The following is a 22734-nucleotide window of genomic DNA, read 5'->3' as shown; positions in this document are numbered from 1 at the left end:
CCTTTTACAGCCATAGAAAAATCCCCTCCAAGTAGTAGTGCATCATCCATGATAAAATCATAGGCTTTTTACACTGTCTACTTAAAGGGGATAATACCAGGCTCAGATTTTTTTGTAATCAATCATTCTTGGTTATATTGGCTCTCTGGGATATCAATGATGATCATATCCGTACCAATTTTTTTTATATGCTTCCAAGGAACTCGGATTTCATTGCCATTTCTCTTAAAGCCAAACCATTTCACACTTGGAATAATTAATGCAACTATTTGTCCTGTTTCGCTTATTTCTAAATCAGTCTGTCCTAGAATTCCAAGGCGTTCTGCTCGCTTGACATCCACAATTTCTTTACCACTTAATTCACTCAGTCGCATTTTTTTAATCACCTCTTTACGATATCCTTATTAATATACATATCGAGTTACAGGACATGTTAGAAGTTATTTTATCTTTTATTTAGAAATCCAGCCAAATGTCCAACCTTTTAGAGTGCACATATCCTATATACCTGAAATTGCCCATAAATGTCGACTCAATTCTGGTGCAGAAGAAAAACAAACTGCCAGAAATCCTAGTTGGATTCTGGCAGTAAATAGGTATTATTTTAATCCTTCCCAATCCTCAATAGGGCTTATCAAAGCAGTCGAGAATTTGTCAGTAAAGATATTGTTCGTTAAAGTATAAACACTTTCCTCAGTTACTTGATCGATTTGTTCAACGATTTCATCCAGAGAACGATGTTTCCCTAACATTAACTCGTTTTTCCCATTTCGACTCATCCGACTATTAGTACTCTCTAAGCTCAGCATTAAACTACCTTTGAGCTGTTCCTTACTATTTCTCAATTCTTTTGCAGTGATTCCTTCTTTTTTAAACTGAGAAAGGGTATTTTGGATAGTCTCATAAAGGACGTCCAGTTGATTGGCTCCTGTACCACTATAAATAGTGACCATACCGCCGTCTTGGTACGCAGAATGATAGGAGTAAACCGAATAAGCTAATCCACGCTGTTCACGTACCTCTTGGAATAAACGGCTACTCATGCTTCCGCCTAAAACATTATTCATGACGATAAGACTATAAACGTCTTTATGACCAATATGTAATCCTTCATAGCCTAGGCATAGATGAGCTTGTTCAGTTTCTTTTTTTCGTGACAATTTATTTTGATGGAAACCAGGTCTTTCAGTAGTATGACGGGCTTTTTCACTTCGTTGATAGCTACCGAATAATTGCTCCACTTCGTTAATGAACGATTCATCTACATTTCCTGCAATAGAAACGACCAATTTATCTGGTGTGTACATATCATGGACGTACTGCTTTAGTGTCTCGCTTGTAAATGTTGAAAGTGTTTCTTCTGTTCCTAAAATCGGATAGCCTAGAGGATGTTTTTCATATACAGCACGACTCAATAAATCGTGAACAATATCATCCGGCGTATCCTCGTACATTTTAATTTCTTCATAAACGACATTTTTCTCTTTTTGAAGTTCTTCTTCTACAAACGTTGAATTGAAGAACATATCTGATAATACATCGAGAGCCATCCCAGCATGATTATCTAGGACTTTTGCATAGTAGCAAGTGTACTCTTTTGATGTGAAAGCATTTACCTGCCCCCCGATGCTATCAAACGATTCAGCGATCTCCCTTGCACTTCTAGTCGTAGTACCTTTAAAGAACATATGTTCAAGAAAATGCGAAATCCCATTATTTTCTGGTGTTTCATTGATGGATCCAGTTTTAATCCATAAACCAATCGCGACTGAACGAACAGTAGGGATTTTTTCTAGTACAATTCTCACACCATTTTGACACGTATATTTCTTAATCAATAACTTTTCCTCCCTCGATCCTGCTGCAAGCATGAGTAAATCTCTTACATAATAGGTTTACTCTTCACAATGTACCTTATTTTAGCATAAGTTGAAAACATTATTCATTTTTTTCAACTCTTTCATGTAAAATTCTTTCTTCCTTCAACGCTTCAGTAACTGTGACGATTCGAAGATGACGTTTTTTTAGTTCAACTATTAATGTTTCAAGCGATTTAGCAGATGAATCAGTAGGGTGCATCAATACGAAAGCTCCTGGATGAATTTTAGAAAGCACCCTTTGAATTAATACGGGGGGCGTTGGTTTTTGCCAATCGATCGTATCCACACTCCACATGATCGTTCCCATTTGAAGTTGGTCTGCTACTTGGATGGTACTGTCAGAGTAACTACCGCTAGGAGGGGCAAACCAACGTACTTTCTTACCAGTAACTGCCTCTATGATATCATTTGTCTTTTTAAGTTCATTCATAGCTGCTTCAGGACCTAAATTCTTCATATTTGGGTGCGAGTATGAATGATTGCCAATTTCATGTCCTCCTTCTACAATCATTTTCGCCATATCCTGATTATTCTTTGTCCATTTACCTTCTAGGAAAAAGGTGGCCTTGACTTCATGTTTCTTTAATACGGATAGCATTTGTTGTAAATACTCATTCCCCCACGCTACATTGACTAGAAAACTTACGACCGGTTTTTCTGCATGTGCTTTATAGATTGGAGCAGGCTCTAAATCTTCAAGATGGGTTGTTGGCTTAACCTGGGTATAGATTAACTTCTTTTCATCAAATGTTCCTGTTTCCCTCATCTTTTCATATGAAGCCTGTACGTCTACTTTAATCCCATTATATCCAGGAATTGTTTTCCAAACAGGATCAATCTTTGCGTTCTGAGGAGGAACATCTAATTGTTTAGCTTTCATTTTTATTTCTTCTAATAATGGATCTGTATTACTTACAACTGGAACTGCATCATCTCCTCTTATGGTTAGGACATAGTCATTTACTGCAGGCAGTTGAAAATACACTAGTGCTAAACTGAATGAAATGGATGCTACAATTACACTCTTCCATTTATGGTTCAATATCTACTCCTCCTAATTATTATCATGTGCTAGTTACTCAGGTATATTATTAGACTTCCTTAATACTTCTAACGTTTATACCAATAATTTATGAATTTGATGGACAAGGTAGAACAAAGGTCATATTTAGTACAGAATTACTAGTGCAATTATTTTATTAATGGTTCTGTTAAACATATCTGTTGAATTCCGTTCCATGCACTCGCTTTCCGCGGGGCGGGCGGTGAGCCTCCTCCTGTGGGGTCTCACCTGTCCCGCTGCTCCCGCAGGAGTCGAGTACCTTCCACTCCAATCAACTTAGTGGATAAATCAACAATAAGCTTTAACAGAGATATATTTATAATTAGTTCAACAATTTGCATTAATTTAGTCAAAAAAAATTCGACCCATGAATGGATCGAATCGTAGTTTTTTATTGATTTTGAGTTGCTGCAGCTTCTTTTTGTTCTTTTAGAACAACTTTACGTGAAAGGTTTACACGACCTTGCTTATCTACTTCAGTTACTTTAACTAAAATCTCATCTCCGATTGATACTACATCTTCGACTTTGCCTACACGCTCTTCAGCCAATTCAGAAATATGCACTAAACCATCTTTACCAGAGAAAATCTCAACAAACGCACCGAATTTTTCAATTCGTTTAACCTTACCAAGATACATTTTACCAACTTCAACTTCGCGTACGATATCTTCGATAATTTTCTTCGCTTTTTGATTATTCTCATCGTTAACTGATGAGATAAAGATTGTACCATCTTGTTCGATGTCAATTTTAACTCCAGTTTCTTCAATGATTTTATTAATTTGTTTACCGCTTGGTCCAATAACATCGCGGATTTTATCAGGATTGATACTCATTGTAAGTATCTTTGGAGCGTATTTAGATAGCTCTTCACGCGGTGTTTTAATAGTTGCCAACATGGATTCAAGAATATGCATTCTGCCATGCTTAGCCTGTTGAAGTGCTTCTTCTAAAATTTCACGGGATAAACCTTCAATCTTGATATCCATTTGTAATGCAGTAACACCTTTAGCAGTTCCCGCAACTTTAAAGTCCATATCACCTAGGTGATCTTCCATGCCTTGAATATCCGTCAAAATTGTATAGTGTTCATCTTTTTTAATCAGACCCATCGCGATTCCAGCAACAGGAGATGTTAACGGCACCCCTGCATCCATCATTGCCAATGTACTTGCACAAATACTTGCTTGTGAAGTAGAACCATTGGATTCAAGAACTTCTGCAACAAGACGTATTGTATATGGGAAATCATTTTCAGAAGGTAGAACTGGTTCAAGTGCTCTTTCACCTAATGCTCCATGTCCAATCTCACGACGTCCAGGTCCTCTCATGAAGCCTGTTTCCCCAACACTAAAATGTGGGAAATTATAATGATGCATAAAACGTTTTGATTCTTCTACACCTAAACCGTCAAGGATTTGAACATCTCCTAATGCTCCAAGTGTACAAATGGATAGGGCTTGAGTTTGTCCTCTTGTAAATAGACCAGAACCATGAGTTCTTGGAAGAAGGCCTACTTCAGAAGAAAGTGGACGAATTTCATCAGGATTTCGGCCATCAGGACGAACCTTTTCTTCCGTTATTAAGCGGCGCACTTCATTTTTAACAAGCATACCAAGTATTTCTTTTACTTGTTTAATTGTGTCGTCTTCCGCTTCTTTTTCCTCGAACGCAGCAACAACGCGTTCTTTAACCACTTTAATGGCTGCTTCACGTGCATGCTTCTCTTGGACTTGCACTGCTTTATTCATATCAACTTCGCACAATGAAGATACTTCAGCCATTAGTTCTGCGTTAACTTCATATAATTTAACTTCTGTTTTTTCCTTGCCTACTTCAGCAACTATTTGTTCTTGGAATGCGACAAGGCGTTTAATTTCTTCATGTCCGAACATAATGGCTTCAAGCATTGCTTCCTCTGGAACTTCATTAGCTCCTGCTTCAACCATGTTAATCGCATCTTTTGTTCCTGCAACAGTAAGATTAATATCACTTTTTTCCATTTGTTCAACTGTAGGATTGATGATGAATTCACCGTTGATTCTTCCTACTGTAACACCAGCAATCGGTCCCTCAAACGGAATGTCAGAAACAGACAATGCAAGTGATGATCCGAACATTGCCGCGATTTCTGAAGAACAGTCTTGATCAACACTCATAACAATGCTTACAACTTGTACTTCATTACGGAAGCCATCTGCAAATAGTGGTCTAATTGGTCGATCAATTAGTCTGCTAGCCAAGATTGCTTTTTCACTTGGTCTACCTTCACGTTTAATGAAGCCACCTGGAATTTTCCCTACTGCATATAATCTTTCCTCGTAATTGACTGTCAAAGGAAAGAAATCTACAGTTTTAGGTTCCTTAGAAGCGGTTGCTGTACTTAATACAGCAGTATCTCCATATCGAATGAGCGCAGCTCCGTTTGCTTGCTTAGCAAGTTGGCCAATTTCAACTGTCAACTTACGGCCGGCCCAATCTATGGAAAAGGTTTTTTTATTTTGGTCCATATTTATTTGAAACCCCTCTCTTTATTTCATAAACGGTTAGGAATTATTTTCCCAAACCACATATTTTGTATGTAAAAAAAAATTATGTATAAAAACACACTATTCTTATTATGCACTAAAGAATAAAACATTAACAGCATTATAATTAAAGGTTTAAAAAGTTTTTTAATAGTCGAGGAAATAAAACAAAAAAGCGGGATAGGTTCCCGCTTTCCAGCTATGAGAAGAAAAATCTTCTCGTATTAATTAACGACGTAAGCCTAATTTGTTGATTAGATCACGGTAACGAGCAACATCCTTGTTACGAAGGTATGTTAACAAATTACGACGTTTACCAACCATTTTAAGAAGACCGCGACGTGAGTGGTGGTCCTTCTTGTGCGTACGTAAGTGATCGTTCAAAGTGTTGATTTCCTCAGTTAGAACAGCGATTTGAACTTCTGGAGATCCAGTATCGTTCTCATGTGTTTTGTACTCGCTAATGATAGCGTTTTTGCGCTCTTGAGTTAAAGCCATGTTATTCACCTCATAATAATAGTTATAAAAAATCCCCGAGAGCTGAGCCAGCGTCGGTGAATCGACTAGCCAAGCAAAGGTTCATTTCATACAAATAATAGAATACATGTTTTTAGCCTAAAAAGCAAGTATTAACATTCAAGCTTTAAGATCATGATTGAAAATATTCAAGAGCAGCATCTTTATCTTTCTGAATTTGAGCCACAAGTTGTTCTAATCCTTCGAACTTCTTTTCACTTCTTAATCGTTTATGCCATTCTATAATAATCTGTTCATCATATATAGTAGAACTAAAATCTAGTATATGTACTTCAATAGTTGGATTTTCAGGTTTATGGTTATGAAAAGTTGGCTTAAACCCTATATTGCATACACCATTGTACCAAGCCCCACAAACATATACCCTAACTGCATAGACACCGGTGGATGGAACGATATAGTTTTGATCCACCGCAACATTTGCAGTTGGAAATCCTAATTGCCTACCTCTTTTTTCGCCATGTATCACTTTTCCCTTGGATTGATAGAATCTACCTGCCAAAGTAAGGAAATCTTCCATATTACCTTCTAAAAGAGATTGTCTAATTCTAGTCGAACTCACTTTTTCTTTATCTTTAGACATTTTTTCAACTATCGTTGAAGAGAACATCTCTCGTGAATGAAAAGGAAGGGTTTCCATATTTCCTTTTCCTAGATGACCATAGCTATAATCAAATCCTGCAACAACATGTTTGGCATTTAGTTTGATTAAATATTGATCGACAAACTCTTGTGGATGTAAGTTAGCAAAAGATTCAGTAAAATGAACCACGAAAATATAATCGACACCCAGTTCTCCGATTTTTTCTATTTTCTCATCAACTGGAGTTATATAATGGACTTTATTTTGTTTACGCAATACGGACAATGGATGAGGATCAAATGTAATGACCGCCGATTTAATAGCTTTTTCTCTGGCAATCCCCATAGCCGTCTTAATAACCTTTTGATGTCCTAAGTGAACTCCATCAAAAAAACCCAATGCAATGACAAGTGGAGGAAAATCTTCTCTATCGAAACTATGTGGATGATTTAAATGAATAACTTTCAATGCTTTTCTCCTCTTTCTAAGACCAAACCTTCACGACTGATGTGTAGGTAGAAATTACAATTCTATTCGAAGCACTTTTACAGGTTTAATGAAAGAAGGTTTATCGGGATGCTCCTGATAAATCGCCAACACGTTATCATGATAGTAAACCGCAAACGGACTATCTGGAATTAATACGCCACACTCTTCTTTTCCCAAAACTGCTCCATTTTTCACTTTCTCTGCTACTGTATCATTAATCTTAATTTTCGGCAAATGACTGATTCCAGTTTCAAGTGGCAATAATGCATCCGTAATTGTACCTTCTTGGGACATGGTTTCTAAATCTTCAAAAGAATAGCAGTCCTCAATTTGAAATGAAGCCGATTGTGTCCTTACCAAATGAGACATGTGTGCAGGATAACCTAATGACTCTCCTATCATTACTGCTAAAGTTCTTATATATGTACCTTTAGAGCATTTTACTCGGAAACGAAAAGATATCGATTCTCCTGCAAATTGTTCTCGGTCATCAAGCAATTCGATTTCATATATGGATACTGTACGGACCGGCCTTTCAACTTCTATTCCAGCCCTTGCATATTCATATAATTTTTTCCCATTCACTTTAATGGCCGAATACATCGGGGGAATTTGGGTGATTTCTCCCACAAACTGATTAAGTACTGATAGAATTTGTTGCCTTGAGAATACCTGATCTACCTCTTTGCTTGAAACAATCTCACCGTGAGCGTCCTCAGTCGTTGTTGCAGTGCCAATAGTCACTTCCCCAACATACTCTTTTCCTGCATCTGTAATATATTCAGCTATCTTAGTGGCCCGTCCTACACAAATGGGTAATACACCTGTTACTTCGGGATCCAGAGTACCTGTATGGCCCACTTTTTTTGTTTTTAAAAGCTTTCTTAATTTAAATACACAATCATGGGATGTCATCCCTTTTGGCTTAAGTAGAGGTAATATACCTTCCACAAAATCGCCTCCTGTTCTAAGACGTCTATGTATTAGTATTGGATGAATGATTCATTAGATACCGTACAATAAGGATTAAATATTAAATAAGCTTAGCAAAAATAAAAGCTGACCCTATATAAAGAATCGTTTAAACATGACTGTTTAAGCGACTGCTTTAGAGTCAGCTCTTCTTATTATTCGTTTTCAGTTTCTACTTCGTCTTGGTTCGCATCATCGGATTTCTCCGCATTCAATTGATGGATGATTGTATTGATACGATTTCCATAGCTAATGGATTCATCAAACTCGAATGTGATTTCCGGGGTTTTACGTAAGCGAATACGTTGTCCAATCTCAGAGCGGATGAAACCTTTTGCTTTAGAAAGACCAATCAGAGAATTTTGCTTTTGTGTTTCGTTACCTAAAACTGAAATATAAACAGTAGCTTGTTGAAGATCTCCAGTTACTCTAACATCCGTAACTGTTACGAACCCGATTCTAGGATCCTTAATCTTTCTCCCGATAATTTCAGTTAGTTCTTTTTTCATTTGTTCACCAACACGATTTGCACGAAGGCTCATATCATCACCTCGTTATCTAAAGCCATTCAATTTCTGTTATCGTGCGTTCGACCTCAGGAAAAGAATCGAAAAAGCTTAACGCATTTTGTAATTCTCTTTCTGACGCTACCTTCGAAGATGATACAGTCACAATGGCAAGCTTACTTCTTTGCCATGTATCTTGAAAATCCACCTCAGCAACGGATACATTATACTTTTGTTTGAGCCGTGACATCACACGCTGAAGCACGGCTCGTTTTTCTTTTAAGGAATGGGAATCGAAAATGATACATTCAAATTCGGCATATCCTATCATTTACGCTCGATTTCCTCCATGATATACGCTTCAATGATGTCTCCTTCTTTAAGGTCATTGTAGTTTTTAATCGTAATACCACATTCGTAACCTTGGGAAACCTCTTTAGCGTCATCCTTGAATCGTTTAAGTGCATCCACTTCACCTTCATAGACTACAACGCCTTGACGGATGATGCGGATACCGCTGTCACGAGTGATTTTTCCATCTGTAACATAAGAACCAGCGATTGTACCCACTTTAGATACTTTGAATGTAGTACGGACTTCAGCCTGACCAATAACTTTCTCTTGGAATTCAGGATCAAGCATACCCTTCATCGCAGATTCAATTTCTTCAATAACTTTATAGATGATGCTGTGTAGACGAACGTCAACATTTTCAGAATCAGCTGTACGTTTAGCATTTACATCTGGACGGACGTTAAAACCAATAACAATTGCGTTGGAAGCAGTTGCCAGCATGATATCATGTTCATTGATTGCACCAACACCGCTATGGATAATTTTCACTTTAACGCCTTCTACTTCAATTTTTTGAAGGGAAGCAGCAAGTGCCTCTGCAGAACCTTGAACGTCTGCTTTAAGGACGATGTTAATATCTTTAACTTCACCTTGCTTCATTTGTTCAAAAAGGTTTTCAAGTGTAACACGTGACGACTCTCTACGTTGAGATTGAATCTGTTCTTGTGAACGAGCTTCCCCAACTTGGCGGGCTGTTTTTTCGTCTTCAAATACAACGAATCGATCACCTGCTTGTGGAACACCATTTAAACCAGTGATTTCAACCGGAGTAGATGGGCCAGCTTCCTTAACACGTCTTCCTAGGTCGTTTACCATTGCACGAACACGTCCATATGCACTACCCACTACAATTGGGTCTCCAACTTTTAATGTACCGTTTTGGACAAGCAATGTAGCAACAGATCCGCGTCCTTTATCTAACTCAGCTTCGATTACTGTTCCGACAGCTTTGCGATCTGGGTTCGCTTTATATTCTTCTACTTCACCAACAAGTAGAATCATTTCTAATAACTCATCGATACCTTCGCCTTTTTTAGCGGAAATCGGTACGAAAATCGTTTCCCCGCCCCAAGCTTCAGGAACCAATCCACGATCGCTTAATTCTTGCATTACGCGGTCAGGGTTTGCAGCAGGTTTATCCATTTTGTTTACCGCAACGATAATTGGAACTTCAGCAGCTTTAGCATGGGCAATCGCTTCAACTGTTTGAGGCATAACACCATCATCAGCTGCAACAACAAGGATCGTGATATCAGTAACTTTAGCTCCACGTGCACGCATTGTAGTGAAGGCCGCGTGACCAGGAGTATCAAGGAATGTGATTTTCTTATCATTTACTTGAACCTGATAAGCACCAATATGCTGAGTGATCCCACCCGCTTCTCCTTCAGTTACCTTTGTATTACGGATGCTATCCAAAAGAGTCGTTTTACCGTGGTCAACGTGACCCATGATTGTTACGACCGATGGACGCTCTTCAAGTTTAGCTGGATCATCCTCTGTAACAATATGTGCTTCTAAATCGTTAATATCGATTTTGATTTCTTCTTCGACTTCTACACCGTATTCAGCTGCGATCAATTCAATTGCATCTTTTTCAAGTGATTGATTGATGGTTGCCATTACACCAAGAAGGAATAACTTTTTGATGATTTCTGATGGTTCACGGTGTAACTTTTTAGCCAATTCTGCAACTGTTAAGGAATCTGTGAAAACGATTTTACTTGGTAACTCCTTCTTTTTTGCTGCAGGTTGCTGATATTGAGTATTAGGAGTAGTTCTACCTTTAGAAGATTTGTTTCTATTGTTGTTGTTATTATTGTTTTTACCTTTAAATGCTTTGGATTCAGTAGCCTGTTTGTCCTGGAAGAATTTGTTATTACTTACTCCTGGTTTAGGTACTGGCTTTTTCTTTAGTTTCTGAGTACTAACGCTATTATCATCTAATGTATCATCGTACTTGCCTTCTTTTACATCGCTATTTTCTTCAATTGCAGGTGTTTGTTCTGCAGCAGAGTTTTGTGGTTGCTGCTGTTTCTCTTTAGCTTCGCCACTACCCTTTTTTGTTTGGAAAGAACCGTCTAATTTTTGTACTGTTGTATCATCGATTGCTGTCATATGATTGCTTACCTCAATATCCATTTCTTTAAGCTTATTTATTATTACTTTACTTGAAACATTGTGTTTCTTTGCATATTCGTACACACGTATCTTCGTCATACGTTCACCCCCGTAATATTTAATCGAGCAACGTGCGAAGTTTGTTCGCGAAACCCTCATCCAACACTGCGATCACTACCCGTGCGTCCTTACCAATCGCATGACCTAGTTGGGTCCGGTCCTCCACTTTGACAACTGGGACATTGTAGTAGCTGCATTTATCCGTAATCTTCTTTTCAGTATTATTGGAAGCGTCATTGGACAAAATAACTAGCTTTGCCTTACCGTTCCTAACCTCTTTGATGACTAACTCTTCCCCTGATATCAGCTTACGCGCCCGATTTGCCAATCCTAATAGAGACATCCATTGTGGTTGATTCATTTTGCAGAATGGTTCTCCTTTTCAACAAGTTGAAGTAATTCTTCGTAAAGAGAAGCATCGATCTCTGCTTGTAAATGCTTTGACAGAATATCTTTCTTTCTGGCATTCATAATGACTTCTTTATCAAGCGTCAAATAGGCTCCCCGACCAGATTTTTTCCCAGTCTGGTCAATAAAGACCTCGCCTTCCTTTGATCGCACGATTCGAATCATTTCTTTTTTTGGTCTCATTTCACCAGTAGCAACACATTTACGAAGAGGTATTTTCTTTTGGCTTGCCAACTTGTTCACCTCAATTACTCTTGATCATCATCTTCAAAATCGTCATACTCATCGTTATCCATGCTAGTGCTGCTCAATAATGGATCAAGATCTCTTGGGTAGATTCCTACTTCACGAGCTTCACTTTCACTCTTAATGTCGATTTTCCATCCAGTCAATTTAGCAGCAAGGCGTGCATTTTGACCGCGTTTTCCAATCGCCAGTGATAATTGGTAATCTGGAACAACAACCGTTGTACCTTTTTCTTCATCATGGACAATTACATCAAGTACCTTTGATGGACTTAAAGCATTTGCAACAAACACCACAGGATCTTCTGACCATTTGACGATATCGATTTTTTCACCTTTCAATTCATTGACAATAAATTGAACGCGTTGTCCTTTTTGCCCTACGCAGGATCCAACTGGATCAACCTCAGGATTATCTGAGTGAACCGAGATTTTTGAACGGTCTCCTGCTTCACGTGCTACGGATTTAATTTCTACCGTACCATCAAAGATTTCAGGAACTTCGTTCTCAAATAGACGTTTTAAAAGTCCAGGATGTGTTCTTGAAACAAAGATTTGAGGTCCCTTGGACGTTTTTTCAACTTTAGTGATATACACTTTTATTCTATCATGTGGTTGATATGTTTCATTAGGCATTTGCTCACTCACAGGTAAGAGTGCTTCAATTTTACCCAAGCTTACATAAATATAACGGGAATCAATTCTTTGAACGATCCCATTCATGATATCTTCTTCACGATCGATGAATTCAGAGTAGATGATTCCACGTTCTGCTTCTCGAACACGTTGTGTTACCACTTGTTTTGCTGTTTGTGCTGCAATGCGTCCAAAATCTTTTGGTGTCACTTCCATTTCTACCACGTCTTCTACTTGGTAGTTAGGGTTCATTTGTCTTGCGTCAGCAACAGAGATTTCCAAACGGGAATCAAATACTTCATCTACGACATCTTTTCGTGCGAACACTCGCATTGAACCTTTTTCAAGGTTTAAATCAATACGTACATTTTGGGCTTGGTTAAAATTCCTCTTATATGCGGAGACAAGGGCAGCCTCAATCGCTTCAATCAAAACGTCACGAGAAATCCCTTTTTCTTTTTCCAAATGGTTAAGAGCATCTAATAATTCACTGCTCATTTTTTAAAATCCCCCTTCGATCTTTCATAGCCATTCTTCATTACGAAAAGACAACTGCTAGCCTTGCTTTAGCGACTTTTTCAAATGGAATGACAACTTCCTTTTTACGAGTTTTAATTTTCACTTCAATCGTCAGGGACTCACCGTCATATGCTTTAAGGACCCCTTCAAATTCCTTGTTGTCAAGGATTGGCTCATATGTTTTCACATAAACATTTTTACCGATAGCCTTCACATAGTCCTTTTCCTTTTTAAGTGGTCTTTCTGCACCTGGAGAAGAAACTTCTAGAAAATAGTTATGTTCAATAGGATCTAGTTCATCAAGTTTTTCACTAAGTTTTTCACTGACGATTCCACATTCTTCGATATCAATTCCATTCACTTTATCGATATATACGCGAAGGAACCAGCTTTTTCCTTCTTTCACATACTCGACATCTACCAATTCCAGCTGAAGACCTTCCAAGATTGGCACTAGAAGTTCTTCGACAATCTCGGTGACTTTCTTGCTCATATGGTCCCTCCTTACCAACGGCGATTTTGTATTTATTTGAAGTATCACTATATAGGATGATTAAAATCTTCATATACAATACAAAAGAGCGGGTTTCCCCACTCTCGTCTTTGCCTTATCTTAGTAATTCTTTAGAAAATATACCATACTTGCTCTATTTATGCAAATTGGAAACATAAATGCAGCCTTATTAAATTAGACTCTTTATTATGAAGTTTGTCCGTTAATTTTCCGCTCCAGGCACTTGCTTTCCGCGGGGAGGAATGGGAGCCTCCTCGGAGTATCCGCCTGTGGGGCCTCCCACTTCCCTCTATTTCCCGCAGGAGTCAAGTGCCCTCCGCTACAATCAACTCAGATGTTTTTAGTGAAATTACACTAAAAAAGCACAACCTCTATGAAAACTCCCGTAAATTAAAATAATGATAGCTGATTTTGATCTGGAAGTGATTCTAAGCAGCCTTGGCTGTCCAGGTATTCAATGATCGTTTTTGATACTTTTCCTCGCTTTTGAAGGTCTTCTTTAGAAAGGAATTCTCCTTCTGCACGAGCATTGACAATATTGAAAGCTGCATTTGTTCCTAGACCAGGAATAGAATTGAATGGTGGCAGCAAGGAGTTTCCATCAATGATAAATTCAGATGCACTAGATTTGTACAAATCAACCTTTTTGAATGAAAATCCTCTTTCACACATTTCTAATGCAAGCTCCAATACAGTTAATGTATTTTTCTCTTTTGGAGATGCATCTAAGCCTTTGGCATTTATCTCGTCAATTTTTGCCTTTATCGCTTGTGAGCCTCTAGCCATAGCCTCTATATCAAAATCTTCTGCACGGACTGTAAAATATGCAGCATAGTACAGAAGTGGCAGATGGACTTTGAAATAAGCAATCCGAACAGCCATCAATACGTAAGCAGCAGCATGCGCTTTAGGGAACATGTACTTAATTTTCTTACATGAGTCTATATACCATTCCGGTACATCGTTTTTCCTCATTTCTGCCTCAAATTCATCAGAAAGACCTTTACCCTTACGTACCGATTCCATGATTTTGAATGCAAGCGAAGGCTCTAGGCCTTGGTAAATTAAATAAACCATGATATCGTCACGACATCCAATTACTTCACTTAAGGTACAAATGGAATTATGAATAAGCTCTTGGGCGTTCCCAAGCCAAACGTCAGTACCATGTGATAGACCAGAGATTTGAACCAGTTCAGAAAAAGTAGTTGGTTTTGTATCCTCTAACATTTGTCGAACGAATCTTGTTCCAAACTCAGGTATTCCAAGTGTGCCAGTTTTACACATAATTTGCTCTTCAGTTACACCCAAAGATTCAGTACCACTAAATATCTTCATGACTTCAGGGTCATCCGTAGGGATGGTTTTAGGATCAATTCCACTGAGATCCTGAAGCATCCTTATAACCGTCGGGTCATCATGTCCTAAAATATCTAGCTTTAACAAATTATCATGAATGGAATGGAAGTCAAAATGTGTCGTTTTCCATTCTGAAGTTTGCGAGTCTGCAGGGAATTGAATCGGTGTGAAATCATACACTTCCATATAATCAGGTACAACAATGATTCCACCTGGATGCTGCCCGGTTGTCCTCTTCACTCCAACGCAGCCTGATGAAAGCCGATCAACTTCAGCACCCCGTAAATGCAGATTATTTTCCTGCGCATATCCCTTTACATACCCATACGCTGTTTTATCGGCAACTGTTCCGATTGTTCCAGCTCTATAGACGTTATCTTCACCGAACAAAACCTTTGTATAATTGTGCGCGTTAGGTTGGTATTCTCCTGAGAAGTTTAAGTCGATATCGGGTACCTTATCACCTTTGAAACCCAAGAATGTTTCAAACGGTATATCGTGGCCATCTTTTTTGTATTGATCCCCACATTTTGGACAATCTTTATTAGGTAAATCGAAACCAGAACCAACGGATCCATCATTGAAGAATTCAGAATGTTTACAACTTGGACATACGTAATGTGGAGGCAATGGATTAACCTCAGTAATCTCTGTCATGGTAGCGACTAAGGAAGATCCGACAGATCCACGAGACCCTACGAGGTAACCATCATTCAATGATTTTTTTACAAGTTTATGTGAAATAAGGTAAATAACTGCGAAACCATGGCCGATGATGCTCTTTAGTTCTTTCTCAAGCCTAGCTTCTACAATTTCAGGGAGTTGCTCACCATAAATGCTTCTCGCCATACTGTAGCTCATTTCTCTCATTTCCTCGTCGGCACCCTCAATTTTAGGGGTATACAGGTCATCCTTGATTGGTTTAATTTCATCAATCATATCGGCAATCTTATTCGTATTCGTAACCACTATTTCCTTTGCATCTTCAGCATCAAGGAAAGAGAATTCCTTTAGCATTTCATCAGTTGTCCTGAAATGAACATCAGGAAGCTTATGTCTGTTAAGTGGATTTGCACCACCTTGTGAATTGATTAATATTTTTCGATAGATTTTATCATTTGGTTCTAAGTAATGGACATTTCCAGTTGCAACAACAGGTTTGTTTAATTTTTTCCCAAGTTTAACGATGTTTGAAATGATTCCTTCCAAAGACTTTTCATCTCTGACGTATTCCATTTCAATTAAATGCGCGTAAACCGGCTTGGGATGTACTTCGAAATAATCATAAAAGTCAGCAATATCCTCTACCTCTTCTATTGCCTTTTGCATCATGCCTTCAAAAACTTCACCTTTATCACAAGCTGATCCAACCAAAATTCCTTCACGATGCTGCTGTAAAACAGAGCGAGGTATTCTAGGGACACGGAAGAAATAATGTAGATGGGAAATTGAGACGAGTTTAAAAATGTTTTTCAAGCCAATTTCATTTTGTGCAAGAAGTATGGCGTGAGAAGGGCGAGAACGTTTAAACGCATTCCCTTCACCCATATGTTCATTGAATTGATCATGATAAAGAATTCCTTTTTCAGTGGAATCTTTTAGCATTTTAATCATTAAGTATCCAGTCGCTTCAGCATCATAGATTGCACGGTGATGCTGGGTCAGTTCAATATCGAATTTCTTCGCTAACGTATTAAGTCTATGATTTTTCAAATCTGGATAAAGAAAACGACCTAACTCAAGAGTATCAATGACAGGATTGTTAGATTTTCCAAAACCTAGCTTACGATAACCGACGTTTAGAAAGCCCATGTCAAAGCTAGCATTATGTGCAACTAGAACCGAGTCCCCGGTCCAATCTTTGAATTTCGTCAATACTTCTGGGACTTCAGGAGCATCTCTTACCATATCATCTGTAATTCCTGTTAAATCAATCGTTGTAGCTGATAAAGGATGATGTGGGTTTGCAAAAGATTCAAAACGGTCAATGATTTCCCCACCCTTTATCTTGACGGCAGCTAACTCAATAATAGTGTCGTAGACAGCAGACAACCCTGTTGTTTCCACATCAAATACTACAAACGTATCATCTTCTAGTAAACGATGAGATGGATTGTAAGCAATCGGAACACCATCATCAACTAGATTCACTTCGACTCCATAAAGAATTTTGATGTCATTTTTTTTCCCAGCACCGTAAGCTTCCGGGAAAGATTGAACAACGGCATGGTCTGTGACAGCTATAGCTTTGTGTCCCCATTTCTTTGCTTGTGAAATTAGGGTGCTTACAGAGCTGACTGCATCCATTTGGCTCATTGGAGTATGAAGATGCAATTCTACGCGTTTTTCATCTTCAGAAGCAAGATCTTTTCTTCCTTGAGCCTTTATTTCATTAATATCATTAGCAATCATGACAAGATCTCGAACGAACGTATCGTTCTGGATGCTTCCCTGCACACGAAGCCACATTCCCTTTTTAACGCGTGCAAGAGTGGAGGCATCCTCTTTATCCCGCGAGAACATTTTAACAAGCAGTGAACTAGTATAATCTGTTATTTTAAAGGTTAAAAGAGTTCTACCGCTACGAAGTTCCTTCGTTTCAGCATCGAAAACATACCCCTCGATGGCTATACGGCGTTCTTCGTCCATGATCTGTTCCATTCTTCGGAAATCAGCATCATCTTTAATGGTATAACCAATCTTAAGCGGGCCTGTATCTTCTGGCTCGTCCTTTGATTCGGAATCTTTTTTCATCATATCCAACAAGGCCGCCATGCCTTTTTCTTTATCTTCCTTTTCTTTTTCGGCCAAGAATTGCTCGTAGCCATCTTGATTATTAGAAACCTCAGCCTCTAATACTAAAGGAGGAAAACCATAGTTTTGATAGATGTTTGAAAGTAATCCGGAATATTTTTTCTTAAGCTGGCCTACTTCGGCTTCATTCCTTGCTTGAACAATCATTTTATGGCCAATCACTTTAGGCTGCTGTTCATTTAGCAGCGAAATTAAGGCTGGAGATCCACCATCAAGTTCACTTAAACAGTTACTCCAATAATCCTTAATTTGCTCTTCAGTCACATGCTGGTTCTTCACATTGATTGTATAAGAAATATTGGCAATATGAGAGAAAGTTTTCATTAATTGACTAGAGAATCTAGTATGGACACTATATGGTAAAATATTTTCTAATTTAAACTGGAAGTGCCATTTCTTTGCTTGTCTTTCTATATAAAGTTTCTCGATTTCAGCATTTTGGAAGTAGGTTAATATAGCATCTTCTGTCAATTGGAGCTGTTGAAGAAGCATATTAAACCTCTCACGTCCTTGATTTGATTGTTCCTGCATCTTCTCCCTCCTTCATTGTTAACAGTTCTAACTCTTTATCTCTAAAAAGGTTACATTTCATTTTTTAACAGACGTAAATTATAACATATTCTTTGTATTGAATTGATAGGTTAAATCTTACTTCCCAGCCTAAATCTTGGGTAAAAAACCTAGCAAAAGGGTACCATTAAGCTCGGTACCCTTCTCTTTTTTATATAGACAATAGATTTTTCATTTTTTGTAATAATTCATCTTTGTGAATTTCGAAAGATTCACCAGTTTCACGAATTTTCACTTCAACAATGCCTTCTGCAGCTTTCTTCCCAACTGTCACACGAATTGGCAAGCCGATTAAATCTGAGTCGGCAAACTTGACACCTGCACGTTCTGGGCGGTCATCGATCAATACTTCATGACCAGCATTTTTAAGTGTGGAATATAATTCGTCACCCAATTGTACTTGTGCCTCGTCTTTTACATTGATAGGAACTACATGAATATGGAAAGGTGAAATTGCATTTGGCCAAATCAAGCCTTTCTCATCATTAAACTGTTCAGCAACGGCAGCTAATGTCCTTGACACCCCAATGCCATAGCATCCCATAATCATTGGCTGTGTTCTTCCATTTTCATCAAGGAATGTTGCATTCATAGCCTCACTATAGCGTGTTCCAAGTTTGAAGACATGTCCAACCTCTATCCCTTTAGCAAAAAGGATGTTCCCTTGGCCATCAGGTGAAGGGTCTCCCTCTTTAATAAAGCGTAGGTCAGCATATTGAGAAACGGCGAAGTCGCGTTCTGGGTTAACATTCTTGTAATGATAGCCCGCTTCGTTCGCACCACAAACACCATTAACCACAGCTTCAACTGCATAGTCTGCAATCACTGTTAATTTATCGATGTTAATTGGACCTAAGAATCCGATTTCACAACCTAATACTTGTTTCGTCTCTTCTGCTGTTGCAAGTTCAACAACTGAAGCTTCCAATAGGTTCTTTACCTTGATATCGTTTACTTCATGATCTCCACGAACAAGGACTAATACATACCCTTCGTCTACCTTGAACAACATCGATTTTATACAGTCTTGATCTGTCACTGATAAAAATGAAGATACGTCCTCAATCGATTTTTGGTCAGGTGTATGAACTTTTTCCAGTACCATAGGGTTAGAGTCTGATTTAGCATATTTTATTTCAACTGGTGCCATCTCAATGTTGGCTGCGTAATCCGATGTATCGGAATAAGCAATTGTATCTTCTCCAATATCAGATAGGACCATAAACTCGTGGGTATCTTTACCACCCATTGCACCAGAATCAGCGATTACCGCGCGGAAATTCAAACCACAACGACGGAAAACATTTGAATAAGCCTTAAATAATCCCTCATATACCTCATCAAGACTTTCGGAGTTTGAATGGAAAGAATAAGCATCTTTCATTACAAACTCTCTACCTCTTAAAAGTCCAAATCGAGGGCGTTTTTCATCACGGAACTTAGTTTGGATTTGGTATAAAGTAAGTGGCAGCTTTTTATAAGATTTTATTTCATCTCTCACTAAGCTAGTGATAACTTCTTCATGAGTAGCGCCTAATGCAAATTCACGATTGTGTCGATCATTCAACCTCATTAATTCAGGTCCATAAGAGTACCATCTACCTGACTCCTGCCAAAGCTCAGCTTGCTGTAGTGCAGGCATAAACAATTCAACTGCTCCTGCTGCTTCCATCTCTTCACGAACAATGGATTCAATTTTATGCATTACTTTTTTACCTAGTGGAAGAAAGCTATAGACACCGCTTGATGTCTGACGAATAAAACCGGCCCTTAACAAAAGCTGATGGCTTTTGACCTCTGCATCAGCAGGAACTTCTCTAAGTGTTGGAATAAACATCATTGACTGCTTCATTATGTAGCACCTCACCTAACAATTTAATTCAGGCTTAAAATCATATTTACTAGTTTAAAGGAATTGAAACAAAAAAGGAAGGATAGAAAAGCGAATAAACAACTTTTCAACCCTTCCATTATCTTATAAGAAGAAACGTTGTATATCATTCCAAGTAACAACAAGCATCAAAAGCATCAAGAGGGCGAATCCAATAAAATGAACCATACCTTCCTTCTGACGGTCTATTGGTTTACCTCTTACTGCTTCGACTGCGAAGAACATCAGTCGACCGCCATCCAGGGCAGGAATAGGAAGTAAATTCATAATCCCTAAATTAATACTTAGTACAGCAGCCCATTTCATAAGGTAGAAGAAGCCCGACTTTGCTACTTCTTCGGTTGAAACATAAATCCCAACTGGGCCAGAAAGCATATCAATAGAAAACTTTCCAGTAATCAATTGTCCAAGCATAACTATTATCTGCTTGGTCCAAAAATAGGTTTCCGTAACACCGTGTGTCAGTACTTTTACTGGAGATTTCTCTACTGGAGGATAAACTCCAATTACACCAATTTTCTTACCTTCTCGCTCAATTTCTTTAGGGGTGACAGGAATATCAAGTGTTTCACCATCCCTTTCGATGACAAAAGCAATTTCCTCTCCAGGGTGCTTCTGAATCGATTGTTGGACATCCATCCAAGAAGAGACTTCTTCACCTTCGATAGACTGGACAACATCCCCCTTCTTTAAGCCAGATGAAAGTGCTGCTCCATCCTTTGTCAATTCACCTAAGCGAGGTTCGTCCACAACCACTCCTTGAAAAGCGGCAATTACCATGAATAGGACGATAGCCAACAAGAAGTTCATCATTGGACCAGCAAAAATCGCCATCGTTCTCTGACCAAGTGTCTTTGAAGCGAACTGACGATGATAAGGAGCGATTTGCGTGCTTACTCCATCTTCAATGGTCACGGCATGTTCATCGATTTTAAAGGTTTGAAGGACTTCATCATTTCCATCCTCATAGCCTTTAATCATTAATTGACGCTCCATATCTGCTGATTCTACTTCAATGACCTTACAGTCTGGATATCGATCTTTATTATTTAAAATAATTTTTTCAACTAGCCCAGCATTGTTAAATTGAAGCCCTACCCTGTACCCTGGTTTCAATTCTACTGTTTCTGGATCTTCTCCAGCCATCCTAACAAAACCGCCTATTGGTAACAAACGGATGGTATAGACTGTCTCATTTTTCTTAAATGCCAATACTTTAGGACCAAAGCCAATGGCGAATTCTCTACATAAAATACCTGCACGCTTAGCAAAGATCAAATGCCCTAACTCATGGAAAAAGACCAATGCTCCAAAAATAATAATAAAAGAAATTACAGTTTGTAATGTTTGCACTTATCCAACCACCTTTAGTTCACAAAAGATTGGGTAATTCTCCTTGCTTCTCGATCCACTTCTAGAATGGTTTCTAAATCTGGTTGAAAAATGGTCTGGTGGGATGCCATCGTTTTTTCAATCAATTCTTCAATTTCCAAGAATAGAACTTTCCCATTTAAAAAGTGTTCAACAGCAACTTCATTCGCTGCATTTAAAACAGTAGGTAACGTTCCACCAATTTTCCCTGCCTCATAAGCATAACGTAAACAAGGATATCGTTCAAAGTCCATGTTATTAAAATGGAGCTTGGAAATTTCAGTCAAATCCAAACGTTTAGATTGAAGTGGGATACGATCTGGATATGACAACGCATACTGGATCGGAACCCTCATATCTGGTGTTCCTAATTGAGCCATGACACTTGAATCGTGGAATTGGACCATTGAATGAATAATACTTTCTTTATGTAATAGTACCTGTATTTTTTCGTAAGGTATATTAAACAGCCAATGCGCTTCAATCACTTCCAAGCCTTTATTCATCATAGTCGCTGAATCAATTGTAATCTTTGCCCCCATTGACCAATTAGGGTGATTTAAAGCTTGTTCTACGGTAACATCCTTTAGTTCTTCTCTCGTGCGTTCACGAAAGCTTCCACCTGATGCTGTTATGATTAAGGATTCAATATTTTTCTGTTTTTCTCCTTGTAAAGACTGAAAAATCGCAGAGTGCTCACTGTCAACAGGCAATAGCTTAACACCATGTTTATTTGCAGCTTCCATGACCAAATGGCCTGCAGTTACCAAGGTTTCTTTATTAGCAAGGGCTATATCTTTCTTTGCCTCAATTGCCTTCAAAGTGGGATATAATCCCACACTTCCAATCACAGCGTTTACAAGGATTTCACTGTCAGCAAATACTGCTACTTCAACTAATCCATCCATACCGTAGACAAACTTTGTCTGTAAATGGCCAAACTCAGATTTTAATAAATCACAGTCTTCTTTTGTTTGGACTGAAACTAATTCTGGTTGAAGCTCCATAATCCATTGCTTGGCCAAATCTAAATTACGTCCAACTGCAAATGCAGTAATTTTAAAATGATCAGGATGCTGTTTCACGACATCTACTGTCTGTCTGCCAATAGAACCGGTTGCACCCAGTAAACTAATTTTCTTCAATCTTTTCATCTCCTACATTAGAAAACTTGGCTAGCGCCAAGCCTAAGCGCTGACGATTGCCTAGTTGCACTTATACTTTAATCCTTAAATTGGCCACTACGTTGACTTACTTCTTACGTGCCAATTTATACTTTCTTAAAGTGCAAAGACAACGCAATTGCTTATCT

The 22734-nt window shown here is 38.4% G+C and carries 18 protein-coding genes; all 18 read right to left on the bottom strand.

Going from position 1 to position 22734, the window contains the following annotated elements; translation table 11 throughout:
- Window positions 1-122: 122 nt before the first annotated feature.
- Window positions 123-374, bottom strand: coding sequence for a YlmC/YmxH family sporulation protein (locus tag G3O09_RS11120; RefSeq protein ID WP_108669644.1), 252 nt, complete (start codon window positions 372-374; stop codon window positions 123-125).
- A gap of 225 nt (window positions 375-599) precedes the next feature.
- Window positions 600-1838 (bottom strand): M16 family metallopeptidase, encoded by a 1239-nt coding sequence (locus tag G3O09_RS11115; RefSeq protein ID WP_163101552.1) that lies wholly within the window; start codon window positions 1836-1838, stop codon window positions 600-602.
- A gap of 100 nt (window positions 1839-1938) precedes the next feature.
- Window positions 1939-2922, bottom strand: a complete 984-nt coding sequence (locus G3O09_RS11110) for a polysaccharide deacetylase family protein (protein WP_163101551.1) — start codon at window positions 2920-2922, stop codon at window positions 1939-1941.
- A gap of 412 nt (window positions 2923-3334) precedes the next feature.
- Window positions 3335-5455 (bottom strand): polyribonucleotide nucleotidyltransferase, encoded by a 2121-nt coding sequence (gene pnp, locus G3O09_RS11105; protein ID WP_163101550.1) that lies wholly within the window; start codon window positions 5453-5455, stop codon window positions 3335-3337.
- A gap of 246 nt (window positions 5456-5701) precedes the next feature.
- Window positions 5702-5971 carry a 30S ribosomal protein S15 gene (rpsO, locus tag G3O09_RS11100; protein ID WP_163101549.1) on the bottom strand — a complete coding sequence of 90 codons (270 nt, stop codon included), beginning with the start codon at window positions 5969-5971 and terminating at the stop codon, window positions 5702-5704.
- Between the two features lie 151 nt (window positions 5972-6122).
- Window positions 6123-7061, bottom strand: coding sequence for a bifunctional riboflavin kinase/FAD synthetase (gene ribF, locus G3O09_RS11095; RefSeq protein WP_163101548.1), 939 nt, complete (start codon window positions 7059-7061; stop codon window positions 6123-6125).
- 54 nt (window positions 7062-7115) lie between these two features.
- Window positions 7116-8033: a tRNA pseudouridine(55) synthase TruB gene (gene truB, locus G3O09_RS11090; protein WP_163101547.1), complete on the bottom strand. Its 918-nt coding sequence runs from the start codon at window positions 8031-8033 to the stop codon at window positions 7116-7118.
- Window positions 8034-8209: 176 nt separating this feature from the next.
- A complete protein-coding gene (gene rbfA / locus G3O09_RS11085) occupies window positions 8210-8596 on the bottom strand; it encodes a 30S ribosome-binding factor RbfA (protein ID WP_163101546.1) in 387 nt (128 codons plus the stop codon).
- A gap of 16 nt (window positions 8597-8612) precedes the next feature.
- Window positions 8613-8891 (bottom strand): DUF503 domain-containing protein, encoded by a 279-nt coding sequence (locus G3O09_RS11080; RefSeq protein WP_163101545.1) that lies wholly within the window; start codon window positions 8889-8891, stop codon window positions 8613-8615.
- Entirely contained in the window at window positions 8888-11134 is a 2247-nt protein-coding gene (infB, locus tag G3O09_RS11075) for a translation initiation factor IF-2 (RefSeq protein ID WP_163101544.1), read from the bottom strand. Before infB ends, G3O09_RS11080 begins: the two co-directional genes overlap by 4 nt.
- A gap of 19 nt (window positions 11135-11153) precedes the next feature.
- Window positions 11154-11456 (bottom strand): YlxQ family RNA-binding protein, encoded by a 303-nt coding sequence (locus G3O09_RS11070; protein WP_163101543.1) that lies wholly within the window; start codon window positions 11454-11456, stop codon window positions 11154-11156.
- Window positions 11453-11737, bottom strand: a complete 285-nt coding sequence (gene rnpM / locus G3O09_RS11065) for an RNase P modulator RnpM (protein WP_163101565.1) — start codon at window positions 11735-11737, stop codon at window positions 11453-11455. The genes G3O09_RS11070 and rnpM overlap by 4 nt, the downstream gene beginning before the upstream one ends.
- Before the next feature lie 14 nt (window positions 11738-11751).
- Window positions 11752-12882 (bottom strand): transcription termination factor NusA, encoded by a 1131-nt coding sequence (nusA, locus tag G3O09_RS11060; RefSeq protein ID WP_163101542.1) that lies wholly within the window; start codon window positions 12880-12882, stop codon window positions 11752-11754.
- A gap of 40 nt (window positions 12883-12922) precedes the next feature.
- Window positions 12923-13396 carry a ribosome maturation factor RimP gene (rimP, locus tag G3O09_RS11055; RefSeq protein WP_163101541.1) on the bottom strand — a complete coding sequence of 158 codons (474 nt, stop codon included), beginning with the start codon at window positions 13394-13396 and terminating at the stop codon, window positions 12923-12925.
- Between the two features lie 411 nt (window positions 13397-13807).
- A complete protein-coding gene (locus G3O09_RS11050; protein WP_163101540.1) occupies window positions 13808-18121 on the bottom strand; it encodes a PolC-type DNA polymerase III in 4314 nt (1437 codons plus the stop codon).
- A gap of 190 nt (window positions 18122-18311) precedes the next feature.
- Window positions 18312-20012 (bottom strand): proline--tRNA ligase, encoded by a 1701-nt coding sequence (locus G3O09_RS11045; protein ID WP_163101539.1) that lies wholly within the window; start codon window positions 20010-20012, stop codon window positions 18312-18314.
- Between the two features lie 123 nt (window positions 20013-20135).
- Window positions 20136-21404: an RIP metalloprotease RseP gene (gene rseP, locus G3O09_RS11040; RefSeq protein ID WP_163101538.1), complete on the bottom strand. Its 1269-nt coding sequence runs from the start codon at window positions 21402-21404 to the stop codon at window positions 20136-20138.
- Window positions 21405-21418: 14 nt separating this feature from the next.
- Window positions 21419-22567, bottom strand: a complete 1149-nt coding sequence (locus G3O09_RS11035) for a 1-deoxy-D-xylulose-5-phosphate reductoisomerase (RefSeq protein WP_163101537.1) — start codon at window positions 22565-22567, stop codon at window positions 21419-21421.
- Window positions 22568-22734 lie beyond the last annotated feature (167 nt).

It is taken from the genome of Peribacillus alkalitolerans (genome assembly GCF_010882125.1).
GTDB lineage: Bacteria > Bacillota > Bacilli > Bacillales > DSM-1321 > Bacillus_BN > Bacillus_BN alkalitolerans.
The sequence above is the reverse complement of the archived record's forward strand: the minus strand, read 5'-3'. Positions and strand labels throughout refer to the sequence as shown.